20 protein-coding genes are annotated in these 20,432 nt (G+C 68.2%); 12 read left to right on the top strand and 8 right to left on the bottom strand.

Annotated elements, in window-relative coordinates; translation table 11 throughout:
- Positions 1-5 precede the first annotated feature (5 nt).
- The 8 genes from argF to dapA all read left to right on the top strand — a co-directional run bounded on the left by argF (position 6) and on the right by dapA (position 7,706).
- Positions 6-1,013 carry an ornithine carbamoyltransferase gene (gene argF, locus VFB33_06775; protein ID HZO81383.1) on the top strand — a complete coding sequence of 336 codons (1,008 nt, stop codon included), beginning with the start codon at positions 6-8 and terminating at the stop codon, positions 1,011-1,013.
- Between the two features lie 31 nt (positions 1,014-1,044).
- Positions 1,045-2,277, top strand: a complete 1,233-nt coding sequence (locus VFB33_06780; GenBank protein HZO81384.1) for an argininosuccinate synthase — start codon at positions 1,045-1,047, stop codon at positions 2,275-2,277.
- Positions 2,278-2,292: 15 nt separating this feature from the next.
- Positions 2,293-2,469: a hypothetical protein gene (locus VFB33_06785; GenBank protein HZO81385.1), complete on the top strand. Its 177-nt coding sequence runs from the start codon at positions 2,293-2,295 to the stop codon at positions 2,467-2,469.
- Between the two features lie 105 nt (positions 2,470-2,574).
- Positions 2,575-4,032 (top strand): argininosuccinate lyase, encoded by a 1,458-nt coding sequence (gene argH / locus VFB33_06790; protein HZO81386.1) that lies wholly within the window; start codon positions 2,575-2,577, stop codon positions 4,030-4,032.
- Complete coding sequence (locus VFB33_06795; protein HZO81387.1) at positions 4,029-4,544, top strand: hypothetical protein; 516 nt, start codon at positions 4,029-4,031, stop codon at positions 4,542-4,544. The genes argH and VFB33_06795 overlap by 4 nt, the downstream gene beginning before the upstream one ends.
- A 104-nt stretch (positions 4,545-4,648) precedes the next feature.
- Positions 4,649-5,917, top strand: a complete 1,269-nt coding sequence (gene lysA, locus VFB33_06800) for a diaminopimelate decarboxylase (GenBank protein HZO81388.1) — start codon at positions 4,649-4,651, stop codon at positions 5,915-5,917.
- Entirely contained in the window at positions 5,917-6,816 is a 900-nt protein-coding gene (gene dapF, locus VFB33_06805) for a diaminopimelate epimerase (protein ID HZO81389.1), read from the top strand. Before lysA ends, dapF begins: the two co-directional genes overlap by 1 nt.
- A 17-nt stretch (positions 6,817-6,833) precedes the next feature.
- Positions 6,834-7,706, top strand: a complete 873-nt coding sequence (gene dapA / locus VFB33_06810; protein ID HZO81390.1) for a 4-hydroxy-tetrahydrodipicolinate synthase — start codon at positions 6,834-6,836, stop codon at positions 7,704-7,706.
- A 16-nt stretch (positions 7,707-7,722) separates the two neighbouring features.
- Here the strand turns inward: dapA and VFB33_06815 are convergent, their stop codons facing one another.
- The 4 genes from VFB33_06815 to VFB33_06830 all read right to left on the bottom strand — a co-directional run bounded on the left by VFB33_06815 (position 7,723) and on the right by VFB33_06830 (position 10,810).
- The gene (locus tag VFB33_06815) at positions 7,723-8,007 is read right to left on the bottom strand and encodes a cupin domain-containing protein (GenBank protein ID HZO81391.1); all 285 of its coding nucleotides are present in this window, start codon (positions 8,005-8,007) and stop codon (positions 7,723-7,725) included.
- Between the two features lie 24 nt (positions 8,008-8,031).
- Complete coding sequence (locus VFB33_06820) at positions 8,032-9,183, bottom strand: hypothetical protein (GenBank protein HZO81392.1); 1,152 nt, start codon at positions 9,181-9,183, stop codon at positions 8,032-8,034.
- Positions 9,184-9,308: 125 nt separating this feature from the next.
- Positions 9,309-10,550: a cytochrome P450 gene (locus VFB33_06825; GenBank protein ID HZO81393.1), complete on the bottom strand. Its 1,242-nt coding sequence runs from the start codon at positions 10,548-10,550 to the stop codon at positions 9,309-9,311.
- 65 nt (positions 10,551-10,615) lie between these two features.
- On the bottom strand, positions 10,616-10,810 hold the full coding sequence (locus tag VFB33_06830) for a ferredoxin (GenBank protein ID HZO81394.1): 195 nt from the start codon (positions 10,808-10,810) through the stop codon (positions 10,616-10,618).
- Positions 10,811-10,989: 179 nt separating this feature from the next.
- Here VFB33_06830 and VFB33_06835 point away from each other — a divergent pair, with 179 nt between their 5' ends.
- The 3 genes from VFB33_06835 to VFB33_06845 all read left to right on the top strand — a co-directional run bounded on the left by VFB33_06835 (position 10,990) and on the right by VFB33_06845 (position 13,761).
- Complete coding sequence (locus tag VFB33_06835) at positions 10,990-11,259, top strand: hypothetical protein (GenBank protein ID HZO81395.1); 270 nt, start codon at positions 10,990-10,992, stop codon at positions 11,257-11,259.
- Positions 11,260-11,326: 67 nt separating this feature from the next.
- Entirely contained in the window at positions 11,327-12,463 is a 1,137-nt protein-coding gene (locus tag VFB33_06840) for an FAD-binding oxidoreductase (GenBank protein HZO81396.1), read from the top strand.
- Between the two features lie 110 nt (positions 12,464-12,573).
- Positions 12,574-13,761, top strand: a complete 1,188-nt coding sequence (locus VFB33_06845; protein ID HZO81397.1) for an acyl-CoA dehydrogenase family protein — start codon at positions 12,574-12,576, stop codon at positions 13,759-13,761.
- A gap of 27 nt (positions 13,762-13,788) precedes the next feature.
- On the opposite strand, the gene VFB33_06850 is transcribed toward VFB33_06845, so the two are convergent.
- Complete coding sequence (locus VFB33_06850; protein HZO81398.1) at positions 13,789-14,607, bottom strand: SDR family NAD(P)-dependent oxidoreductase; 819 nt, start codon at positions 14,605-14,607, stop codon at positions 13,789-13,791.
- Positions 14,608-14,771: 164 nt separating this feature from the next.
- On the opposite strand from VFB33_06850, the gene VFB33_06855 reads away from it, so the two are divergent.
- Positions 14,772-15,803 (top strand): NAD-dependent epimerase/dehydratase family protein, encoded by a 1,032-nt coding sequence (locus VFB33_06855; GenBank protein ID HZO81399.1) that lies wholly within the window; start codon positions 14,772-14,774, stop codon positions 15,801-15,803.
- A gap of 35 nt (positions 15,804-15,838) precedes the next feature.
- On the opposite strand, the gene VFB33_06860 is transcribed toward VFB33_06855, so the two are convergent.
- Genes VFB33_06860 through VFB33_06870 form a run of 3 tightly spaced genes read right to left on the bottom strand, consistent with a single transcriptional unit; the run spans position 15,839 to position 20,414 of the window.
- The gene (locus tag VFB33_06860; GenBank protein ID HZO81400.1) at positions 15,839-16,687 is read right to left on the bottom strand and encodes an SDR family oxidoreductase; all 849 of its coding nucleotides are present in this window, start codon (positions 16,685-16,687) and stop codon (positions 15,839-15,841) included.
- 7 nt (positions 16,688-16,694) lie between these two features.
- On the bottom strand, positions 16,695-19,319 hold the full coding sequence (locus VFB33_06865; GenBank protein HZO81401.1) for a hypothetical protein: 2,625 nt from the start codon (positions 19,317-19,319) through the stop codon (positions 16,695-16,697).
- A 57-nt stretch (positions 19,320-19,376) separates the two neighbouring features.
- Positions 19,377-20,414 carry a polyprenyl synthetase family protein gene (locus VFB33_06870; GenBank protein HZO81402.1) on the bottom strand — a complete coding sequence of 346 codons (1,038 nt, stop codon included), beginning with the start codon at positions 20,412-20,414 and terminating at the stop codon, positions 19,377-19,379.
- Positions 20,415-20,432 lie beyond the last annotated feature (18 nt).

The following is a 20,432-nucleotide window of genomic DNA, read 5'->3' on the forward strand; positions in this document are numbered from 1 at the left end:
CTCCCGTGGGCGCGCCGCGTGCCGCCGCCGCGCGGCTTATCCGGCCACGCCGCGCGCGCGTCAAGCGTGACCTGCTCGATCTGAGCTCGCTTGCGCCGGCCGAGGCGGACGGAATCCTCGGCTTGGCCGCGCGGCTCAAGGCTGAGCTGCGCGCCGGGTTCGAGCATCCGTACCTGCGCGGCCGAACGCTTGCGATGATTTTCCAGAAACCGTCGCTGCGCACCCGGCTGACGTTCGAGACCGGGATGGCGCAGCTCGGCGGCCACGCGATCTACCTCGCCCCGCAGGACATCGGGATCGGCGAGCGCGAATCGGTCAAGGATGTTGCGCGCAATCTCTCGCGGTGGGTCGATCTGATCATGATCCGCACCTTCGCGCACGAGATCTGCGTCGAGCTGGCGCAGGAGGCGAGCGTGCCCGTTATCAACGGCCTCACCGACCTGCTCCATCCGTGCCAGCTGCTGGCCGACCTGCTGACCCTGCGCGAACACTTCGGCGATCTGAAGAAGCTGCGCGTCGCTTTCGTCGGCGACGGCTTCAATATGGCGCAGAGCTGGGTCGAGGCGGCCGCGTTGCTGGGCTTCGAGTTGCGCGTGGCCTGTCCGCCGGGCTACGAGATGCAGGGCGAGTTCGTCGAGCGGATGCGTCGCGGCAAGTTCGGCCTGCTCACGCACGACCCGGTCGAGGCGGTGCGCGGCGCCGACGCCGTGTACACCGACACGTGGACCTCGATGGGGCATGAGAAGGAGGCGGCGCAGCGCCGGCGCGACTTCAAGCGCTTCCAGGTCAACCGCGAGCTGCTCGCGCATGCGCGTCGTGGCGCCTGCGTGATGCACTGCCTGCCCGCCCATCGCGGCGAGGAGATTACCGACGACGTGCTCGACGGCCCGCGCTCGCTGGTGCTCGAGCAGGCCGAGAATCGGCTCCATGCGCAGAAAGCGGTGATGGTCTGGCTGCTGCGGCCGGCGGTGATCGCCACCGGCGCGGGCCCGGGCGAGGCCGCCCCCACTTAAGGCGCGCCGCCGAATTTCCTAAGATGGCTCCGTGGCGACTTCCGGCATAAGCAAAGTGGTACTCGCCTACTCCGGCGGGCTCGATACTTCGGTCATCCTGCGGTGGATTCGCGACTGCTACGGATGCGAGGTGGTGGCGTACTGCGCTGACGTTGGCCAGGCCGAGGAGGTCGCTGGACTCGAAGAAAAGGCGCTCAGGACGGGCGCGAGCAAACTCTATCTCGAGGACCTGCGCGAGGAGTTCGCGCGCGACTTCGTCTTCCCGATGCTGCGCGCCAACGCGGTGTACGAGGGCTACTACCTGCTGGGCACCTCGATCGCGCGCCCGGCGATCGCCAAGCGCCAGGTCGAAATCGCGCGCGCCGAGGGGGCCGACGCGGTCGCTCACGGCGCCACCGGCAAGGGCAACGACCAGGTGCGCTTCGAGTTCGCCTTCGCGCGGCTGGCGCCCGAGCTCAAGGTGATCGCGCCCTGGCGCCATCCGCAATGGCCCTTCCGCGGCCGCGCCGACATGATCGCCTACGCCGGCGAAAAGAAAATCCCGGTGCCGGTCACCGCCGAGCGACCCTACTCGATGGACCGCAACCTCGTCCACATCAGCTACGAGGGCGGCATCCTCGAAGACCCCTGGCGCGAACCGTACGACGACATGTTCCGGCTGACCGTTGCGCCCCAGAGCGCGCCCGACGCGCCCGAGTACGTCGAGGTGGACTACCTGGGCGGCGATCCGGTCGCGATCAACGGTCAGCCGCTCGATCCCGCGCCGCTCATCGAGCGCGCCAACGCTATCGCCGGCCGCCATGGCGTCGGCCGGGTTGACCTGGTCGAGAACCGCTACGTCGGGATCAAGTCGCGCGGTGTGTATGAAAGCCCGGGGGTGACGATGCTGATGCACGCGCATCGCGCGGTCGAGCAGCTTGCGCTCGACCGCGAAAGCCTGCATCTGTGCGATTCGCTGATCCCGCGCTACGCCGAGATGGTGTACAACGGGCAATGGTTTGCGCCCGAGCGCGAGGCGCTCCAGGCGCTGGTCGATCGCGCGCAGCAGACCGTCACCGGCACCGCGCGGCTGAAGCTTTACAAGGGCGGAGTTCGGATCGTCGGGCGCAAGTCGCCCAATTCGCTCTACGACCCATCCTTGGCAAGCTTCGAGGAGGCCGGCGGCTACCGCCAGGCCGACGCCGAGGGCTTTATCCGGCTCAACTCGATGCGCCTGCGGGCGCTGGCGCGGCTGGGCGGGCGCAAGCCCGAGGGTGGACGCTGAGGGGGAGCGGGCGCGATGGGCAAGGTGATTCAGTTCAGGCCTCCGCGTCCCGCCCCGCGCCTGGTCCCGCGCCCGGGTACCGGGCGCTGCCCCAAGTGCAACCACAAGATGGACGTCCACGTGACCCATCCCAACGGCGTGATGACCTGCGCGGCGCGCGGCTGCCTTTGCCGCACCGCAACTCCGCGCTGAACGCGGTGCGCGGCCGCGGGTGATCGCGCGGATGGCCGGCGCGAGGGAAGCGGGGCGCACCACTTGTGCCGGCCGCTCGATTTGGGCAACTTCGAAGCTTCCGCAGTGAAAAAAGCGCGTCGCCTGACAAAACCTGCCGCCTCGCACCGCTCGCTCCGCGCCGGCGCCGCAGCTTCCCACGCAAGTTCAGCCAAGCCCGGCGGGCTTATCCGCGGCCGCTTCGTGCGCGCGCGCTTGCCCGAGGTCGAGGCGTTTACTGCCTCGTTGCCGTTCGACCGCAGGCTTTACCGCCACGATATTCGCGGCTCGATCGCGCACGCGCGGATGCTCGCCCGGGTCGGGCTGCTGAGCCGGAGCGAGGCGGTAAAGATTACCGCCGGCCTGCGCGCGATCGAGCGCGAGATCGCGGCTGGCCGCTTCCGTTTCGACCTCGCCGACGAGGACATCCATCTTGCGATTGAGCGCCGGCTGACCGAGCGAATCGGTGCGCCCGCGCGCAAGCTCCATACCGCGCGCTCGCGCAATGACCAGGTCGCGCTCGATCTGCGCCTGTACCTGCGCGACGAGCTCGGCGAAGTGATCGCGCTCATCGACGGGCTGCGCCGCACGCTCGCCGCGCTCGCCCGCCGCCACCTCGATGCGGTGATGCCCGGCTACACCCATCTTCAGCGCGCCCAGCCGGTGACGCTCGCGCACCATCTGGGCGCCTACATCGAGATGCTCGGGCGCGACCGCGAGCGCTTCGTTCAGGTGCGGGAGCGCACGGCGGTGATGCCGCTGGGGGCGGGCGCGCTCGCCGGCACCACCTTACCGATCGATCGGCGCGCGGTCGCGCGCGAGCTGGGCTTTGCGCGAATCAGTGAAAACAGCCTCGACGCGGTCGCCGATCGCGACTTCGTCGTGGATTTTCTCGCTGCCGCGGCGCTCTGCGCCGTGCATCTGTCGCGGATGGCGGAAGAGGTCATCCTGTGGAGCAGCTCCGAGTTCGGCTTCGTCGCCCTGCCCGACGAATTTTCCACGGGCAGCTCGATGATGCCGCACAAGAAGAACCCCGACCTGCTCGAGCTGGTCCGCGGCAAGAGCGGGCGCATCGTCGGCGATCTGGTCGCGATGCTTACCGTGCTCAAGGGGCTGCCGCTCGCGTACAATTCCGATCTCCAGGAGGACAAAGAGCGCGCCTTCGACGCGCTCGACACGCTCAAGCCCGCGCTCGCGCTGCTCGCAAAGCTGTGGCCGCGGCTGGCCTTCGACCTGGCGGCGATGCGCGCGGCGGCGGGCGGGTTTGCGCTCGCCACCGATATTGCCGAGTACCTGGTGCGCCGCGGCGTTCCGTTTCGGCGCGCCCATGAGATCGTCGGCGCGCTCGTACGCGAGGCGAGCGAGGCCGGGCGCCGGCTGGAAGACCTGACGCTTGCGGATTTGCGCCGCCATTCGGACGCCTTCGGGCCCGACGCGCTTCGCCGCTTGAGCGCGGCGGGCTCGGTGCGCGCGCGCAGCCTTGCGGGCGGTCCGGCGGCGGTCGCGATGCGCCGTTACCTGCGGAGATTTGAGGAGCAGCGATGAAGAGAATGCGATGGCGGGCGGTGGTTGCGGCAGCGGCCGTTTTCGCGCTTGCGGTGGGCGCGGGATGCGGCGCGAAGAGCCGCCCGATACCGCCCTCGCAGACCCATCCCGAACGCGTTAACGACCTCTCCGCCGAGCCTGATCCTCATGGCGTGCGGCTGAGCTGGAGCCGGCCGATGAAATACACCAGCGGCAGGCAGTTGCGCGATCTCGCCGGCTTCCGCCTGATGCGCGCTGAGGGCGCGGGCCGGTTCAGTGAGCTGGCCGAACTGCCGGTGACCGACCAGGAGCGCTTCCAGAAGGTGCGCCGCTTCACCTACGTCGATCGCAGCGCCGTGATGGGCCACACCTACCGCTATCTCATGATTGCCGAGACCACCGACGGCTATCAGAGCGAGCCCTCCAACGTAGCCGAACTGATCCGTACTACGCCCAGGCCGCCGCCGAGCCCCGAAAGCTTTGTGCTGCCCACACCGAGCGCGCAGCTTCCGGCGCCGGTGTCGACGCCCTGACGGGCGCGTTGCGCGAAGTGGCAGTTTATCGACTCGGTGCGGCTGTGATAGAAACGTAGCGCGCCGGCACGGGCTGCGCCCACCTGGCGCCCGCAATTTCACGCATGAACTATTTCGCCTATAAGGATAACCGCCTGTTCGCCGAGGAAGTCGCGATTTCCGATCTCGCCGAGCGCTTTGGCACTCCGCTCTACATCTACAGCACGCGCACGCTGCGCCGGCATTTTCGTGTGATGGACGAGGCCTTCGCCGGCAGCGACCATCTGATCTGCTACGCGATGAAAGCGCTCTCCAACCTGAGCGTGCTCGGCCTGTTCGCCGCGATGGGCGCGGGTTTCGATATCGTTTCGGTGGGCGAGCTGATGCGCTGCCTGCGCGCGGGCGCCGACCCGCGCAAGATCGTGTTCTCGGGCGTCGGCAAGACCGAAGAGGAGATCAAGGCGGCGATCGAGGCCGGCATCCTGATGATCAACGTCGAGTCGCGCCCCGAGCTGCATCGTGTGGCCCAGGTCGCGCGGCGGATCGGGCGGCGCGCACCGGTCAGCCTGCGCGTCAATCCCGACCTCGACCCCGGCACCCATCCGCACATCTCCACGGGCCATCGCGACAGCAAGTTCGGCGTGCCGCTGTCGCAGGTTGACGAGTACTACGCAGAGGCGCGCGCTCTCGGCGACCTCGAGCTGGTCGGGCTCAGCACCCATATCGGATCGCAGATAACTGAGACCTCGCCGTTTTCCGAGGCGGCGGCCAAGGTCGCCGGGATCGTAACCCGCTTGCGCGAGACAGGCGTGGCGCTGCGCTATCTCGACCTCGGAGGCGGACTCGGAATCCCCTATCAGGAAGAGCCGCCGCCGCCAGCGGAGTACGCCGCCGCGCTGCTCGGCCCGCTGCGCAGGCTGGGGCTCAAGATCATCATCGAACCCGGCCGGGTGCTGGTCGGCAACGCTGGCGTGCTGGTCACCCGCGTGCTCTACGTCAAGGAAACCGACGTCAAGCGCTTCATCGTAGTCGACGGCGCAATGAACGACCTGATTCGGCCGGTCTTGTACGAGGCTTATCACGAGATACTGCCGGTCGAGCGACGCGCCGGGGGGCGGATGGTCACCGCCGACGTCGTCGGCCCGGTATGCGAGAGCGGCGACTTCTTCGCGCGTGAGCGCGAGATTCCCGAGCCGCGCGAGGGCGATCTGTTCGCGGTGATGAGCGCGGGCGCCTACGGCTTTGTGATGGCGTCAAACTACAATAGCCGCCCGCGTGCCGCCGAGATCATGGTGGACGGCGCGACGGTCCACGTCGTGCGCGAGCGCGAGCGCTTCGAGGACTTGGTGCGCGGCGAGAAGCTGGTGCGCCTGCCGGCGGACGGGGCCTCCTGATGGCGCGCCTGAAGTTCACCAAGATGCACGGCTGCGGCAACGACTATATCTACGTCGTCGCCGACCGCGTGCGTCCCGCCGATCCCGCCGCGCTCGCACGCCGGCTTTCCGATCGGCACTTCGGCATCGGCGGCGACGGGCTGATCCTGCTCGCGCCCGCCAAGTACGCCGACGTGCGGATGGAGATGTACAATGCCGACGGCAGCCGCGGCGACATGTGCGGCAACGGGATCCGATGCGTCGCCCGACTGCACTACGAGCGCTGCGCCCATCCGCAAAGCCCGCTGCGGATCGAGACGGACGCGGGGCTCAAGACCGTCGCACTCAGGCTCGACGGCGGCGGCGGCCGCGTCGCCGCTGCGACCGTGGACATGGGCGAGCCGATCCTGGAAGGACGCGAGATTCCGGTCGCCGCGGACGGGCGCATCGTCGACTATCCGCTTGAAGTTGCCGGGCGCTTGTGGCTGATCACCGCGGTTTCGATGGGCAATCCGCACTGCGTGGTGTTCATTGACGACGAGGCGATCTTCGCGCTCGATGATTACGAGTTCGCTCGCCTCGGCCGCCAGTTCGAGCACCATCCGTTCTTCCCCCGTCGCGTCAATACCGAGTTCATCCTGCCGCGCGCGCGCGACCAGCTTAAGATGCGGGTCTGGGAGCGCGGCTCGGGCGAGACGCTCGCCTGCGGCACCGGCGCCTGTGCCTCGCTGGTCGCCGCCGTGCTGACCCGGCGCGCCGAGCGGCGCGCGACGGTTGAACTGCGCGGCGGGCGGCTGGAGATCGAATGGCGCGAACGAGGCGAGGGCGCCAATCACGTGATGATGACCGGCGAGGCGGTCGAAGTCTTCAGCGGCGAGGTCGAGGTCGGCGACGGCGAACTGGTGCCCGTCACGGCCTAGGCCAGGAGGGCGAAGCAATGTTCAACGGCGCACTGACGGCGATCGTAACTCCCTTCCGTGACGGCGAGGTTGACGAGCGTGCGCTGCGCGAGCTGGTCGAGTTCCAGATCCAGGGCGGCGTCGACGGCCTGGTGCCCTGCGGCTCCACCGGCGAGTCGGCCACCCTCACTCATGCCGAGCACGACCAGGTGGTCAAGATCGTGGTCGAGCAGGCGCGCCGCCGCGTGCCGGTGGTCGCCGGTACCGGCTCGAATTCGACCGCCGAGGCGATCCGGCTGACCGCCGCCGCGCGCGAGGCCGGCGCCGACGGCGCGCTGATGATCTCGCCCTACTACAACAAGCCCACCCAGGAGGGCATCTACCGCCACTACCGCACGGTCGCAACCGCCGTTGATCTACCGATTATCGTGTACAACATCCCGGGCCGCACCGCCTCCAACATCGCGCCCGAAACCTTCGCCCGCCTGTGCGAGGTGCGCAACATCGTGGCGATCAAGGAAGCTTCGGGCTCGATGGACCAGGCTTCGGACATCCGGCGCTTGTGCGGCGATCGTCTGACGATCCTCTCAGGCGACGACTCGCTCACGCTGCCGCTGATGGCGCTTGGGGCCAAGGGAGTGATTGCGACGGTGAGCAACGTGATGCCGCGCGAGACCCACGAGCTGGCGGCGGCGGCGCTGGCGGGCGACTTCGCCCGCGCGCGCGAGCTGCACTACAAGCTGCTGCCGCTGGTCCGCGCGCTGTTCGTCGAGACCAATCCGATCCCGGTCAAGCAGGCGCTCGCGTTTATGGGCAAGTGCACGGCCGAGATGCGGATGCCACTGTGCCAGATGTCGCCTGGCCCCGCCGAAAAGCTCCACGCAGCGATGAAGGAGCTGCGGCTGATCTGAGCGGGCGCGCCGCGCGCTACTTCAGTTCGATCTCGATGAAGCGGAAGGTGAAGGGATTGGCGTTGACCACGTCATGGGAGACGCCGGCATCGCGCGCGTAGGGGACGCCGGTCACGAGCCGAGCGTCACCTGCATTGCCGTCTGTGTCCACAATTCTGAGAGTGCCGCTGGTCAGCGGGACCACCACGTAGTCGTGCGCGTGCGTATGGAAACCGGTGGCGTCGCCCGGCCTGAAGCTCCACTCGGTGACGATCACCCTGCGGTTGTCTATAAGCCGCGTCGCCTTTGCCCTGGCCGCCATCGCGATTAGCCGCTTGCCCGCAGACTAGACCAGTTTAGGATCGAGTTTGCCGGCGAGGATGTGCAGCGCCTCGAAGAGGTAGTAGCTGCCGAATATCAGTTCGTTGCGGGTAACCGCATCCTGGTTGCGCGAGTCGTTGCGCTTGTTGAAGCAGCCTTCGGTCAGGATTCCCGGCACGCGGCGGTCGTCCTTCCCGGTCGGAGTCAGATAGCGTTGAACGAGCGCGGCTACGGTTTCCTCGGCGAAGCGCCGATACTGACTCTGTTTAGCCGGATCTGAAAGGACAGCGCTCAGCTTGAGCAGGCCCGCCGACATCGCGGCGGTCGCCGCGGTGTCGCGCTCGACCTCAGGGATCGCGGGATCGTCGAAATCCCAAAACGCCACGCGGTCGGCGGGTACATGGGCCATCCACCAATCGGCGCCGCGCTGCGCCGCCGCAAGCCATCGGCGCTCGCCCGGCTCGCGAATGTAGCTCATCGCCGAGAGCAGCACTCCCCATGCCTGCGCGCGTGCCCAGGTGCTGCGGTCGCTGTATCCCTTGTGCGTATAGTGGCGAAGAACAGCGCCGCTTGCGGAGTCGAGCGTGGTGGACTGGATAAAGGTGCCGTCGTCGCGCAGATGGAGGTCGATCACGCGCGCGGCGTGGCTGCACGCGATCTCGCGCATCCGCGAATTGCCGCTCTCGCGCGCCGCCCACAGCAGAAACGGTGTCGCGAAGAGGCTGTCGATGCTGCTCTCGGCGGGGCCGACGCGGGAGCCTTCCTCGGCCTCGGCGCCAAGCGGCATCAGCCCGAGCGCCGGATTGTACAGTCGTATGAGGCTCTCGGCCGCGGCGAGCGCGATCTCGCGCCCGGCCGCGTCGTCGAGCAGGATGTGTCCAAGGCTGCCGCCGTAGTAGAAGGGCACGGCCTTGAAGACCGAGGCCAGGTTAATCCGCGCGCGCAGCTTGTCGGCGAGTTCGGCGGCGCGGCGGCGGTAGGATTGCTCGCGGATATCGCGGCAGGCGAGCCAGAGCATCGCGATCCAATAACCGCCGGTCCAGTCGCCGTCCGCGGTGACCGTCCATGCTCCGGTTTCCGGATTGCCCCAATGCGGAAAGCCGCTTTGCACGCGCTCAACCGTGTCGCGCACGCGCGCCAGCATCCGCTCGATTCCGTTCTCCCACAGCTCGGCCATGGCTATCTTCCTCGCCCAAAGCAGCGGGCGCGTCAAGCTGCGGGAGATTCGACCGCAACCCTCACGCTCCTATGGTTTCGGGGCTGCGGGTCGCGCAGCCTGGGGGGCGGATCGAGGGAAGTGGACTACTGGCGCGGGCGGATACGGTAGCGGATCGGCATGTGCTTGATGCCGCCGACGAAGGACGAGCGCATCCGTTGGACCGGCCCCGCGAGTTCGACCCGCTCCAGTCGCGCGGCCAGCTGCCGGAACATCGACTGCAACTCCAGCCGCGCCAGGTTTGCGCCCAGGCAGTAGTGCTCGCCGATGCCGAAGGCGATGTGATAGTTGGGTGAGCGCGCGACGTCGAACTCGAACGGCCGCTCGAAGATTTTCTCGTCGCGGTTGGCCGACGGGTAGAACAGTGCCAGCACGTCGCCCTCGCGGATCTTCTGCCCGTGCAGCTCGGTGTCGGCGTTCGCGATGCGCGCGAACTGGATCACTGGCGAGGTCCAGCGGATGATCTCCTCGGTCGCCGAGGGGATCAGCGCGGGGTCGCGCCGCAGCCGCTCGAACTGATCCGGATGTGTTATGAGCGCGTGGAGCCCGCCGGTGGTCGCGTTGCGCGTGGTCTCGTTGCCCGCGATTATCAGCAGGGCGAAGTAGGACAGCAACTCGAAGGGCGGCAGCGCCTCGCCGTTGACCTTGCCGTTGGCGAGGGCGCTGGCGAGGTCGTCGCGCGGCGCGCGCCGGCGGTCCTCGCAAAGCTGCGTGAAGTACTGGAAGAACTCCATCCGCGCGCGCTCGAGGTTCTCCTTGATCGTCTCGCTGCCGCCGTATTCAGGGTCCGCGGGGCCGATCATCGCGTTGCTCAGCCGAAACATCATGTCCCAGTCGGCGCGCGGGATCCCGAACATCTCGGCGATCACGGCCAGCGGCAGCTTGGCCGAGACCTCGGTCACGAAGTCGCACTCCTCGCGGCCAATCAGGCCGTCGAGCACTTCGTCGGTGATCGAATCGATCTGGCCGCGCAGTTGCTGGACCGCGCGCGGCGTGAAGCGCCCGCTGACCACCGAGCGATAGGCGCCGTGCTCGGGCGGGTTCATGTTGAGGAGCTGGCGCAGGATCGCCTCGTCGGCCGCAGGCGCGCCTTCTTCGTCCATCGAGACGAACAGCAGCTGGCCGCTGCGGAACAGCTCGGGTTGGCGCGAGACGGTCACGATGTCGGCGTGGGTGGTGACCGCCCAGAACGGCTCGACCCGCGCTCGTTCGTAGCGGAAGACCGGCGCCTCGTGCCTGAGCAGCGTCCATTCCTCGTGCGGGTAGCCGCGCTGCACGTAAAGGTCGGGATCGAGTATGTCGATCGTTTCGAGGCTCAGAGCTGCCATTGATTGGTTAATCCTCGCGGGGCGCTGAATTCCGTATCGTCCCTGCCGGAGGGGCCGCCTGCCGGCTATTCCTCGATTATCCGGATGGCCTGGCGCGGACAGAGGCTCACCGCCAGTTCGACCTTGGCGCGCAGCGCCTGCGGCGGGCGTTCGATCAGCACGTAGCTGCGGTCGTCGTCGCGCAATTCGAAGACCTGCGGCGCGACCTCGACGCAGCGGGCGTTGCCTTCGCACAAATTATGATTGACGACGACCTTCATCGCGGGCTCCTCGAAAGCGGCTGCTTGGGTGAGAAGCGGGGGCTTCGCTTGCAGCGCCCCCCGCGCACCACGATATCGGCCCTCCACAAACGGCGCAACGGCCTCATCCGTGCAGGAAAATCACGCCTGCTCGTTCGCTCTTGACGAGCCTTGGGCTTGCCCTCCTACTGTGGAGCGCGATGTACGTCGCCGTGTTCTACCGCCGCGGCAGGCGCGAAGCGCGAAGCTTCTCCAGCTTCGAGGCGGCGCGCGGCTTCATGCACGACGGCGCGGCGCGGCAGGTGCTTTCGCCGATTGCCATCTGGCAGGCGGACAGCAACCGCCTGTGGCTGTGGAGCGGATACTCGCGCGGAGCGCTCGACCGCAGTCGGGCGCTGCGCGACGCCAAGGCGGCGCTGTCGCTGCCGGCTTACCATCTTTTCGGCGCTATCGAGGAGTTCGACGACTAGGCCGTCGCCGCGCCGGGCGTGCCGATTGCCGTTGACCGGCCCCGTGCGCCCGCCGACAATCCGAGTGATGCGCTCGTGGGGCGAACCGCCATGGCGGCGCGTCGAGCTTCCGACGCGCTCGCTTCAGGATTCGGCGCCCGAGGTTGCGATCGTCGGTGGCGGCCTCACCGGCGCTTCCGCCGCATACCACGTCGCGCGGAGCGGCATACGCGCGGTGCTGCTCGAAGCCGCGCGCGTGGGCGACGGCGCCAGCGGACGCACCGGCGGGATCGTGCTGGAGGGCACCGCGAGAGGAGTTCTCAAGGGCGTCGGCCAGTGCGTCCCGCAGCTTGCGCGGCTGGTCGAGGACGCGAAGCTCGACTGCGATCTGCGGCTGCCCGGTTGCTGGGAGATAGAGCATCGCGACGATGCCGATGACGACGGATGCGACGATCATCCCGGCACGCCGAGCGGCGCGCTGCCATGGAAGGACGCCGGCGTCGGGATCCGGATCGCGCGAACGGTCGTGGGCGGCACGGTTGACCCGATGGCGCTGCTCTGCGGCCTCGTGCGCGCGGCGGCCGACGCCGGCGCGATTGTCCATGAACATGCCGCAGTGCGCCGCATCGACGTCGCGCCGGAACCAGCGCTCGAACTCGATGGCGCGACGATCCGGCCGCGCCGAGTGATCGTCGTTGTTAACGCATGGACCAGCGCGCTGCTCCCGGACGTCCGGCACGTTGAGAGCGCGCTGACCTTCGCGCTGGCGACCGCGCCGCTCGCCCCGTCCGTGATCGACGAGATTGGCCTGGGCGCGGGCTTTCCCTTTTACACAATTGACACGCCGTACTTATGGGGCCGGTTGATGCCGGACGGCGGCGTGATTTTCGGCTCCGGCCTCGCCTACGGCCGGCCCCGCGAGCTCGAGAACCTCGATCTCGAAGCGGCCGACGCCGCGGCCGCGCTGGCGCGTCTCGAAGCACGTGTGCGCAAACTCCATCCGGCGCTCCGCAAGGTGCGCGTCGCGAACCGATGGGCGGGGCCGATCGGGATCCCGCGCGGGATGGTTCCGCTCGTGGGACCGATGCCCGACGCGCCTGCGGTGCTGGTCGCCGGCGGCTACGCCGGGCACGGCGTCGCGCTTAGCGTATGGATGGGATGGATGCTGGCGCGCGCGATCGTCGAGGACGAAGCGCTGCCGCCGTGGGGCGGCGTCGCGCCGTAGCCTGGACCCGACGATCAGACATTGGGCGGCCTGTCTGTGCTAATCTGCAGCCGTAGTCGGCATTGCGACCGCGAGCTCGGCATGGCGGCCATCGCAGAAGGGGCGCGCCGATGGACTTTAAGTTCAGCGAAGAGGACGAAGCCTTCCGCCTGGAATTCCGGAGTTGGCTGGAGCGCAATCTGCCGCGCGACTGGCGCGACGACGGCGAACTGCACGATCCCGACACCCGCGAGGAGTTCGAGCGCCGCCGCGCATGGCATCGCAAGCTCTACGATGGCGGCTGGATGTGCATCCACTGGCCCAAGGAGTACGGCGGACGCGGCGCGACCCTGCTCCAGCAGATCATCTACCAGCAGGAGCTCGACCGCGTGAAGGCGCCGCCGACGGTCAACTTTCAGGGTATCGCCCGCGTCGGGCCGACCCTGATGCAATGGGGCACGCCCGAACAGAAAAGGCGCTACATCCCGAAAATCCCCCCGGCCGAGGAGATCTGGTGCCAGGGGCTTTCCGAGCCGAACCACGGCTCCGACCTCGCCGCGGTCGAAACCCGCGCCGTAGATCAGGGTGATCACTTCGTCGTCAACGGCTCCAAAGTATGGACCTCGAACGCCCATCACGCCGACTTCACCACGCTGCTCTGCCGCACCGACCCCAGCCTGCCCAAGCATAAGGGGCTGAGCTATCTGCTGGTCGATCTGAAAAGTCCCGGGGTTACGATCCGACCGCTCATCCAAATCACCGGGGAGCATGGTTTCAACCAGGTTTTCTTCGAAGACGTCGCGGTGCCCAGGGCCAATCTCGTCGGCGAGAAGAACCAGGGATGGCTGGTCGCGATGACCAACATGATGTTCGAGCGGACGATCCACGGCGGCCGCACCGACATGATGGTCGAGGTGCGCCAGTTGCGCGACCTCGCGGCCCGGGTCGAGCGCAACGGCCGGCCGGCGTGGGAGGACGCTTATGTGCGCCAGCGTATCGCGCGCTTCGCCTGCGAGGCGGAGGCGCTCAAGTACACGAGCTATCGCCAGCTGACGCGCCAGCTCAGGGGGCTGCCGCCCGGCCCCGAGGGCTCGCTCATGAAGCTGGGCACGACCGACCTCAACCTGCGCATCCAGACGTTCGCGATGGAGCTGCTCGGGCCCTACAGCCAGTTCGAGTATCGCGCCCCGGGCGCGCTCGACCACGGCAAGTGGTCGCATCGGATGCTCGCGGCGCGGCGCGGCACGATCGCGGCCGGCACTAACGAGATCCAGCACAACATCATCGGCGAGCGCGTGCTCGGCCTGCCCAAGGGCTGAGCGGAGCGGCCGCGCCCGCGCGGGCGCTCAGTTGCCCCAGACCGAACCGCCGTCGATATTGATCGCCTGACCGGTGATCCATTTGCCGCGATCGCTGACCAGAAAGAGCACGAACTCGGCGCACTCGCTGCCGTCGCCCGCGTAGCCGAGCGGGATGAAACTTTTGATGAAGTTCTTCCAGCTCTCGCCGCGCCCCAGATCGTCCATCCGGAAGGTGTCGATTACGCCCGGGCATACCGCGTTGACCCTGATCCCGTGGCGCGCCAGCTCCAGCGCCATCGAGCGCGCGAGCGCGTTGACGCCGGCCTTGGAGGCCGAATAGGCGGCGGCGTTGGCCCCCGCGATCTTGCTCGCGATCGAGGAGATGTTGACGATGCTGCCGCCCTGGCCCTGGGCGATCATCCGGCGCGCCGCCGCGCGCGAGAGCAGGAAGGTGCCGTCGAGGTTGGTCACCAGCACCTTCTTCCAGACCTCGTAGGGAAGCTCGACCGTCGCGACCCGGTCGGGGCCACGGGCGGCGCTGGCATTGTTGATCACGATATCCAGACGGCCGAACTCGGCCAGTGTGCGCTCGATCAGCGAATCGACGGCACGCTCGTCGCGGATGTCGGAAACCAGCGCCAGGCATCGGCCGCCCGCCCGCCGGATCTCGTCGGCGACGCTCTCGATATCGCGCCATCCCGCCGCCTTCTCGTCGTCGGGGTAGTGCTCGGGCGCGCGTCCGGTGCCGGTGATGACGATTGCGGCGCCCGCCTGCGCGAGCCGCTTGGCGATCGGACGCCCGATGCTGCGCATGCGCCCGGCGCCGGTTACGATTGCGACCTTGCCTGCCAGTTCCTGTTCCATTGCGATCGATTCCTCAGCGCTGCCGATTTTCGATGCAGACAGTAGCCGACAGCCGAGCGCGCGAACAAGCTCGGCCGCGGGGAGTTTGGCCGCCGGGCGATGCTTGGGCTATAGCTCATGCGTCGCGCGCATCCCATTGCTCGCCGCGCGGCGCCGTCCGCGGTATGGCCGTCGGGACCCGCAGCGTCACAGCCGCAGGCACCGAGAAGCGCACAGGGGCGCTCGTACTCGGCGCAACCGGCCATATCGGCAGCGCCATCGCTCGCGAACTGCTCTCGCGCGGCTATCGGGTCACGGCGGCGAGCCGGCGCGCCGAGCCGCCCCTCAATCTCCAGGGCCTTGCGGTCGCCCGCGTATGCGGCGACGCCGACGCCCCGGGCCAGTTGGAAGCGTGGGCCGAGGGCCACGGCGTCGTGGTGGACGCCGCTGCTCCCTATCCGTTGCGGCTGCGTCGATTATTCGACCGCGCGGAGCCCGATCCGATCGCGTATGCGCGCGAACGCACGCGGCGTCTGCTCGCGGTCGTGCGAACGCATAGCGCGCGGCTCATTTACGTCAGCAGCTTTACCACGATGGTTCGTCCGCGGGCCGGATTGGGGGGATGGCAGGCCGCGCTGGCGCGCCGGCTTCATCCGTACTTCCCGGTGAAGGAGGCGATCGAATCGGAGCTGATTCGCGCGGCGCGCGCGGGTATCCCGGTGGTGATCGTCAATCCCACCGTCTGCCTCGGCCCTGGGGACCTCAAGGAGCGCGAGCGATGCTTCGTGCCACGCCTGTTGTGCGGCGAGATCCGCCTGATGCCGCGGATCGTGCTCAACGTGATCGACGTGCGCGAGGTCGCGGCGGCTGCGCTCGACGCGCTGGAGGCGGAGCGCTACGGCGCGCCGGCACTGCTTGCCGGGCACGACATCGCGGTTGATGCGCTGTTCGACTGGATCTGCGAGCTCGGCGGATGCGCGCCGCCGCGCTACGAAGTGCCGCCCGCCGCAGCTGTGCTGCCGGCATGGCTGGCGGAGCTGATGCTAAGCGCGGCGGGCGCGGAGCCTCCGATGCTTTCGCTTGTGCCGGCCCTGCTTGCACAGCACGATTGGCTCAATCCGCAGGCGCCGCGCAGCCAGCTCGGATTCCGCCCGCGTCCGCTCTCGCAGACCCTGCGCGACACCATCGATTGGTACCGTCGGCTCGGCTATTGCTGACGGCCCTGCGCGCTGACGTCGCGCACGCCTACCGCTCAGTGCCGGCCCGTCATCCAGTCGGCGAAGCGGCCGCCGAGCGCGAGCAAGGTGTCGGTCAGTGCAGGGAACAGCGCCGCAACCTTCTCTGCGATTGCCGCGCCGGGCGGCACGTCAACTTCGTTGAGTCCCAGCGCGATCGCCGCGAGCACCGCCCACGTGACCCACTGCACCGGTAGCGAGCGCATCGCGGCCGGAATCCCCCCGAAGTGTTCGGAGCCGATCGCCGCGCGCGTCATCGGCGTATCCACCACACCGGGCATTACCAGCGCCACGCGGATACCGCTGCCGAAGAGTTCGACCCTTAGCGCTTCGGTCAGTCCGACCAGGGCGAACTTGGTCGCCGCGTAGCCGCCCAGTGGCGGCACGCCGCGCCGTCCGGCGAGCGAGCCGATATTGACGATCGTGCCTTCGCCGGCCCGGCGCATCGCGGGCAGCACGGCATGAATCGTATGCAGCGTGCCGTACAGGTTGACCGCCATCATGCGCTCGAGCTCGGAGGGGTCGAGTTTCTCGATCGGTCCTGCGTGCAGCAGCCCGGCGGAATTTACGACGATATCGATGCGGCCGAAGCGCGCGAGCACGCGCCTGATGGCGTCGAAGACGCACGCGCGCTCGGTGACATCGGCGCTCAGCGCCAGCGCCTCGCCGCCGCCGGCGCGGATTTCTTGCGCAAGTTGGTCAATGACGCGGGCGCGCCGGGCGAGCAGCGCGGTCCGCGCACCCATCCGCGCCATCGTCAGCGCGACGTCGCGGCCGATGCCACTGGAGGCGCCGGTGACCAGCACCGTGCGGCCCCGGAAATAGCCGCGTTCCGGCGCCGAGCGCGAATTTGCCCGCTTCGTCATCGCTGGCCTAGGTCGATTCGTGTTTCGACCGGGGTTTACGCGCGGCAGGGGAGCGGCTTGTCTGCGGCGCCGCATAGAGTCCGGGTTGCACTTCGCTCAGCGGCGCCGGCGGAGGCCATCCCGCGACCGGCGCGGCCGCGCCGATCGAATCGGCGCGGAGCGCGAAGTCGGGTTTTCGTCGAAGCGGCCTATCTCCCGGCGCAGGCTCCGCCGCCAGGCTCTTCAGGCCGCGGCTGAGCATCGCTTCGATCACCATCTGCGGCTCGATTCGCTCGACCGCGCGGACGGCCTCATCGGCGGTCAATGGCGCGGGCGCACCCCCACCGCACCCGAAGAACGGCGTGCGCGGCTCGTCGTCGTAGCGCCATTGCCGCGTGGTTCGCTGGCAGATGTTTTTGCCAAGCCGCTCGCGCAGCGAGATCTGCGCGCGGAACGGGCGAATCGGCTCGAGCACGTCCACCGGCACTTCGCCGCCGGCCTTGGTCCATTTCACCTTCAGCCCGAGCAGCTCCACCACCGGCTGCATCGCGTAGCGGTGGATGTGCAGATGGACTTTGCGCCGATTGTCCTCGTCGAGCGAACTGATACGGTCGATATACCTGTGGGCGAGGACCAGCGCTTGGTAGCAGGCGTACTGGTAGTGGGCTACGTCCCTGAACTGTTTGAGGCCGATGCTGTTGATCGGCGCGCCGCGGGCGAGGATTTCGAGCGCGAGCACGCGCGCATTTTTGAAGTCCCGCGGATGGGCCCGTGCGGCGCAGTGCTTGCGCCGGTAGTCGGCGAGCAGCTCGCCGCCCCAATCCTCGGCGACCCGCGCCCATTGCTGGGCGTCGTCGGCCGGCAGCGGATCTCCGTCGAGCACTTCGATGAGCTTGCATTCCCTCGCCTCGGCGCCGACATCGAACTTCGGAAATATCATCGCGCTGATGGTCAGCAGCCGTTCACGCTCGCGCTCCTCACCGTCGCTGCCTATCCATCGGCGGTTCATCTCGAACCGCGCGGCGGTCGCGCCGAGGCCGCTAACCTCGCGGAGGGTGATTACGGCGGTTTCATTGTTGATGTAGGCAAACGGCGACACCGTCGCGATCGACAGCAGGCGGCCGTCGGCGTCGTACCATTTCACGGGTAGGGCGAAGGTCGCGTCGCGCACCGCACGCAAGCTGAACTCGTCGGTCTCCGACGAGAGCTCGTCGATACCGATGAGCACGAAGTAGGTGTAGGAGCCCCACGGCTCGAAGCGGTAGCGCTGGTTGTCGAGGTAGGCGCGGCAGAATTGCGCAAGCCGCGCCGCGTCGGCCATCAGGGGCAGGACGCGCACGCTCGCGGCGGGATAATCGAAGGGGCCGCGGATTTCCTGCGTGGCCCTTCCCAGCGCGGTGTTGTAGCGCGACCGTAGCGGCAGCGGTGATGCCGGGCGATGCGTCGACAGCGATGCCGAGCGATCCCGCGATGGCGCAGGCTTCGGCGCGCGCCATGCGCCGTGCGCGGTGCGCCAACTCAGCACTTCGCCGGTGGAATAGCCGAGGTCGGCGTTCAGCCAGAAGGGAAAGGCCGGCCGCAGCGTCGCAACCCGCGTATCGCCGCGTACGGTTTCTTCGCTCACTTCCAGCCCGAGTGATTCGATGATCGGATGGTCGGGCAGCCGATGAAGCCCGACGCTGACGCCGCAGGTGAGATCCGGGGGCACGAGCGGGGACAGCGAGACGTGGTTGAGGCGCGCGGCCACGATCTTCGAGCGCACCAGCGCCTGGTAGCAGGCGAGCTCGGGCACCTCGGCGTCGCGGAACTGCTTGAGCGTGATGTAGTTGAGGTAGGAAAGCGGCGAGTCGAGCTCGATCCGGCCGCTGTGCTGCGGCGCCGCCGACGGACGAAAGAGAAACCCGGACATCAGGTTGCCCGCGTAATCCAGGCCGCGGCGCGCCATCGCGAACAGGTTGTACAGATCGGGCGGTCGCTCGTAACCGAAGACCGGCGCACCGGCCAGCGATGCGAGCGAACCCCACAGCGCCGTCGCGGAACGCACGAGCGCATCGGGAAGCGCGGACAGCGGCCCCTCCCCGCGCGCTTCGCGCCGCAACTCGAGCAGCGTGCGGATTCGCCCGCCGTAGCGCCGGCCCGGCTCCGGGACGCCGAGCGCAAAAAAGCGCGACGGCCGCCCCGCCGCCGACGGCGCGTCATCCGCGGGCAGCAGCTGCGCCGCCGATTTGGGCCAGCCGTATACCTCGCGTCCGCCCTCGATCGACAGCGGATTGTCGACGTAGATGAACGGCGTGAACAGCGCCCAGTCCTTGAACACCAGCCGCTCGTTCTCGACCGCGTACCATTCCAGCGGCACGTCGAAGACGATCTCGTGCTGCGAGAGCCAGCCCATGTTGTGGCCCGTAAACGCCATCCGCGGATAATTCAGAATGCCGAGCAGCACACAGGGCAGCGCGGCCCTGAAATACACCGGCGGGCGGTCCTCCTCGCCGATGAAATTCAGGTAGGCGTCGCAGAACTCCTGGAGCCGGACGAGGTCGGCCCTCAGCGGATAGACCTGCGCGACAACGCCCGGGATGAAGCCGCTCAGCCCCTCGGCGTACATCCCAGGGCCGGTGGCCGTGTTGAACCTGGGCATGTCGATGTGAGGCAAGTGCCCATCCCCCCTTGTCCGCTGTGAACCGCGCGGCACAAAGGCGCAGCGCGCGTCCTACGTCCGCTCGATCACCCAGGTCGCCATCTCTTCGATGAAGCGCTTGTCGCGCGAGCTGGGCAGCCCACGGTAGAGGAGCGAGTATTCGTGGAGCGCCGCGCCGGCGAGCCCCTGCGCGATCCGCCGCGCGTATTCGATGCAGCCGTAACGGTCCATCAGCTCGCGCACCCAGCGCACGTCGGCGTCGGTGCGGCGCTCGCGCGGGCCGCCGAAGACGGTTCCAAGCCGCGCGCGCTCCTGCGCGGTTGCCTCGTGGAAGAGGCGAATCAACATGATCGTCCGTTTGCCCTCGCGGATGTCGCCGTCGCGCTCCTTGCCGTAGCGCTGCGGATCGCCGACCAGGTTCAAAAGGTCGTCCTGGATCTGGAAGGCCGCGCCGAGGAAGAAGCCGAAGCGCATGAACAGTTCGGGATCGAGCGCGCCGCGGCTGCCGATAAGCGCGCCGACACGGCTCGGATGGATGGTCGCGAGCCAGCAGGTTTTCTTGAGCACCATTTCGAGGTAGTCGGTTTCGCCCAGGTCGGTGACGTTCTCCTGCCGCCAGCCAATCTCCATCGCCTGGCCTTCGGCCGACTCGAGCGCCATCCGTTCGGTCTCCTCGATGATCCGGATCGCGAGCTGCGCGCCGATCACCTCGCGGTTTTCCATCAGCGGGCGCAAGCTCAGCAGGGTCAGCGTGTCGCCCGCGTTGATTGCGAGCGGGACGCCGTGCAGCACATGCAGGGTCGGCGCACCGCGCCGTTCCTCGCTGCCGTCCTGGATGTCGTCGTGGATGAGCAGGGCGTTGTGCAGAAGCTCGATCGAAACCGCGCTCCCCAGCGCCTCTTCCAGGCGCGCGCCGAAGGCGCGAGCGGTCGCTATGCACAGCGCCGGACGCATCATCTTCCCCGCGCGCCGTGGATAGTCACCGAGCAGGTCGTAGAGATAGCGCCGCGGCTCGCGCGCCGGGAGATATTCCCGCAGCCTGGCCTGCGTGATCGCGCCGTACTCACGCAGCATCGCCGAGACCAGCCCCGGGCCGCCGTTCGACGTCATCGGAGCCCCCCTTCAGGA

The organism is Candidatus Binataceae bacterium, from assembly GCA_035650475.1.
In the GTDB taxonomy this organism is placed as follows: Bacteria; Desulfobacterota; Binatia; order Binatales; family Binataceae; genus JAKAVN01.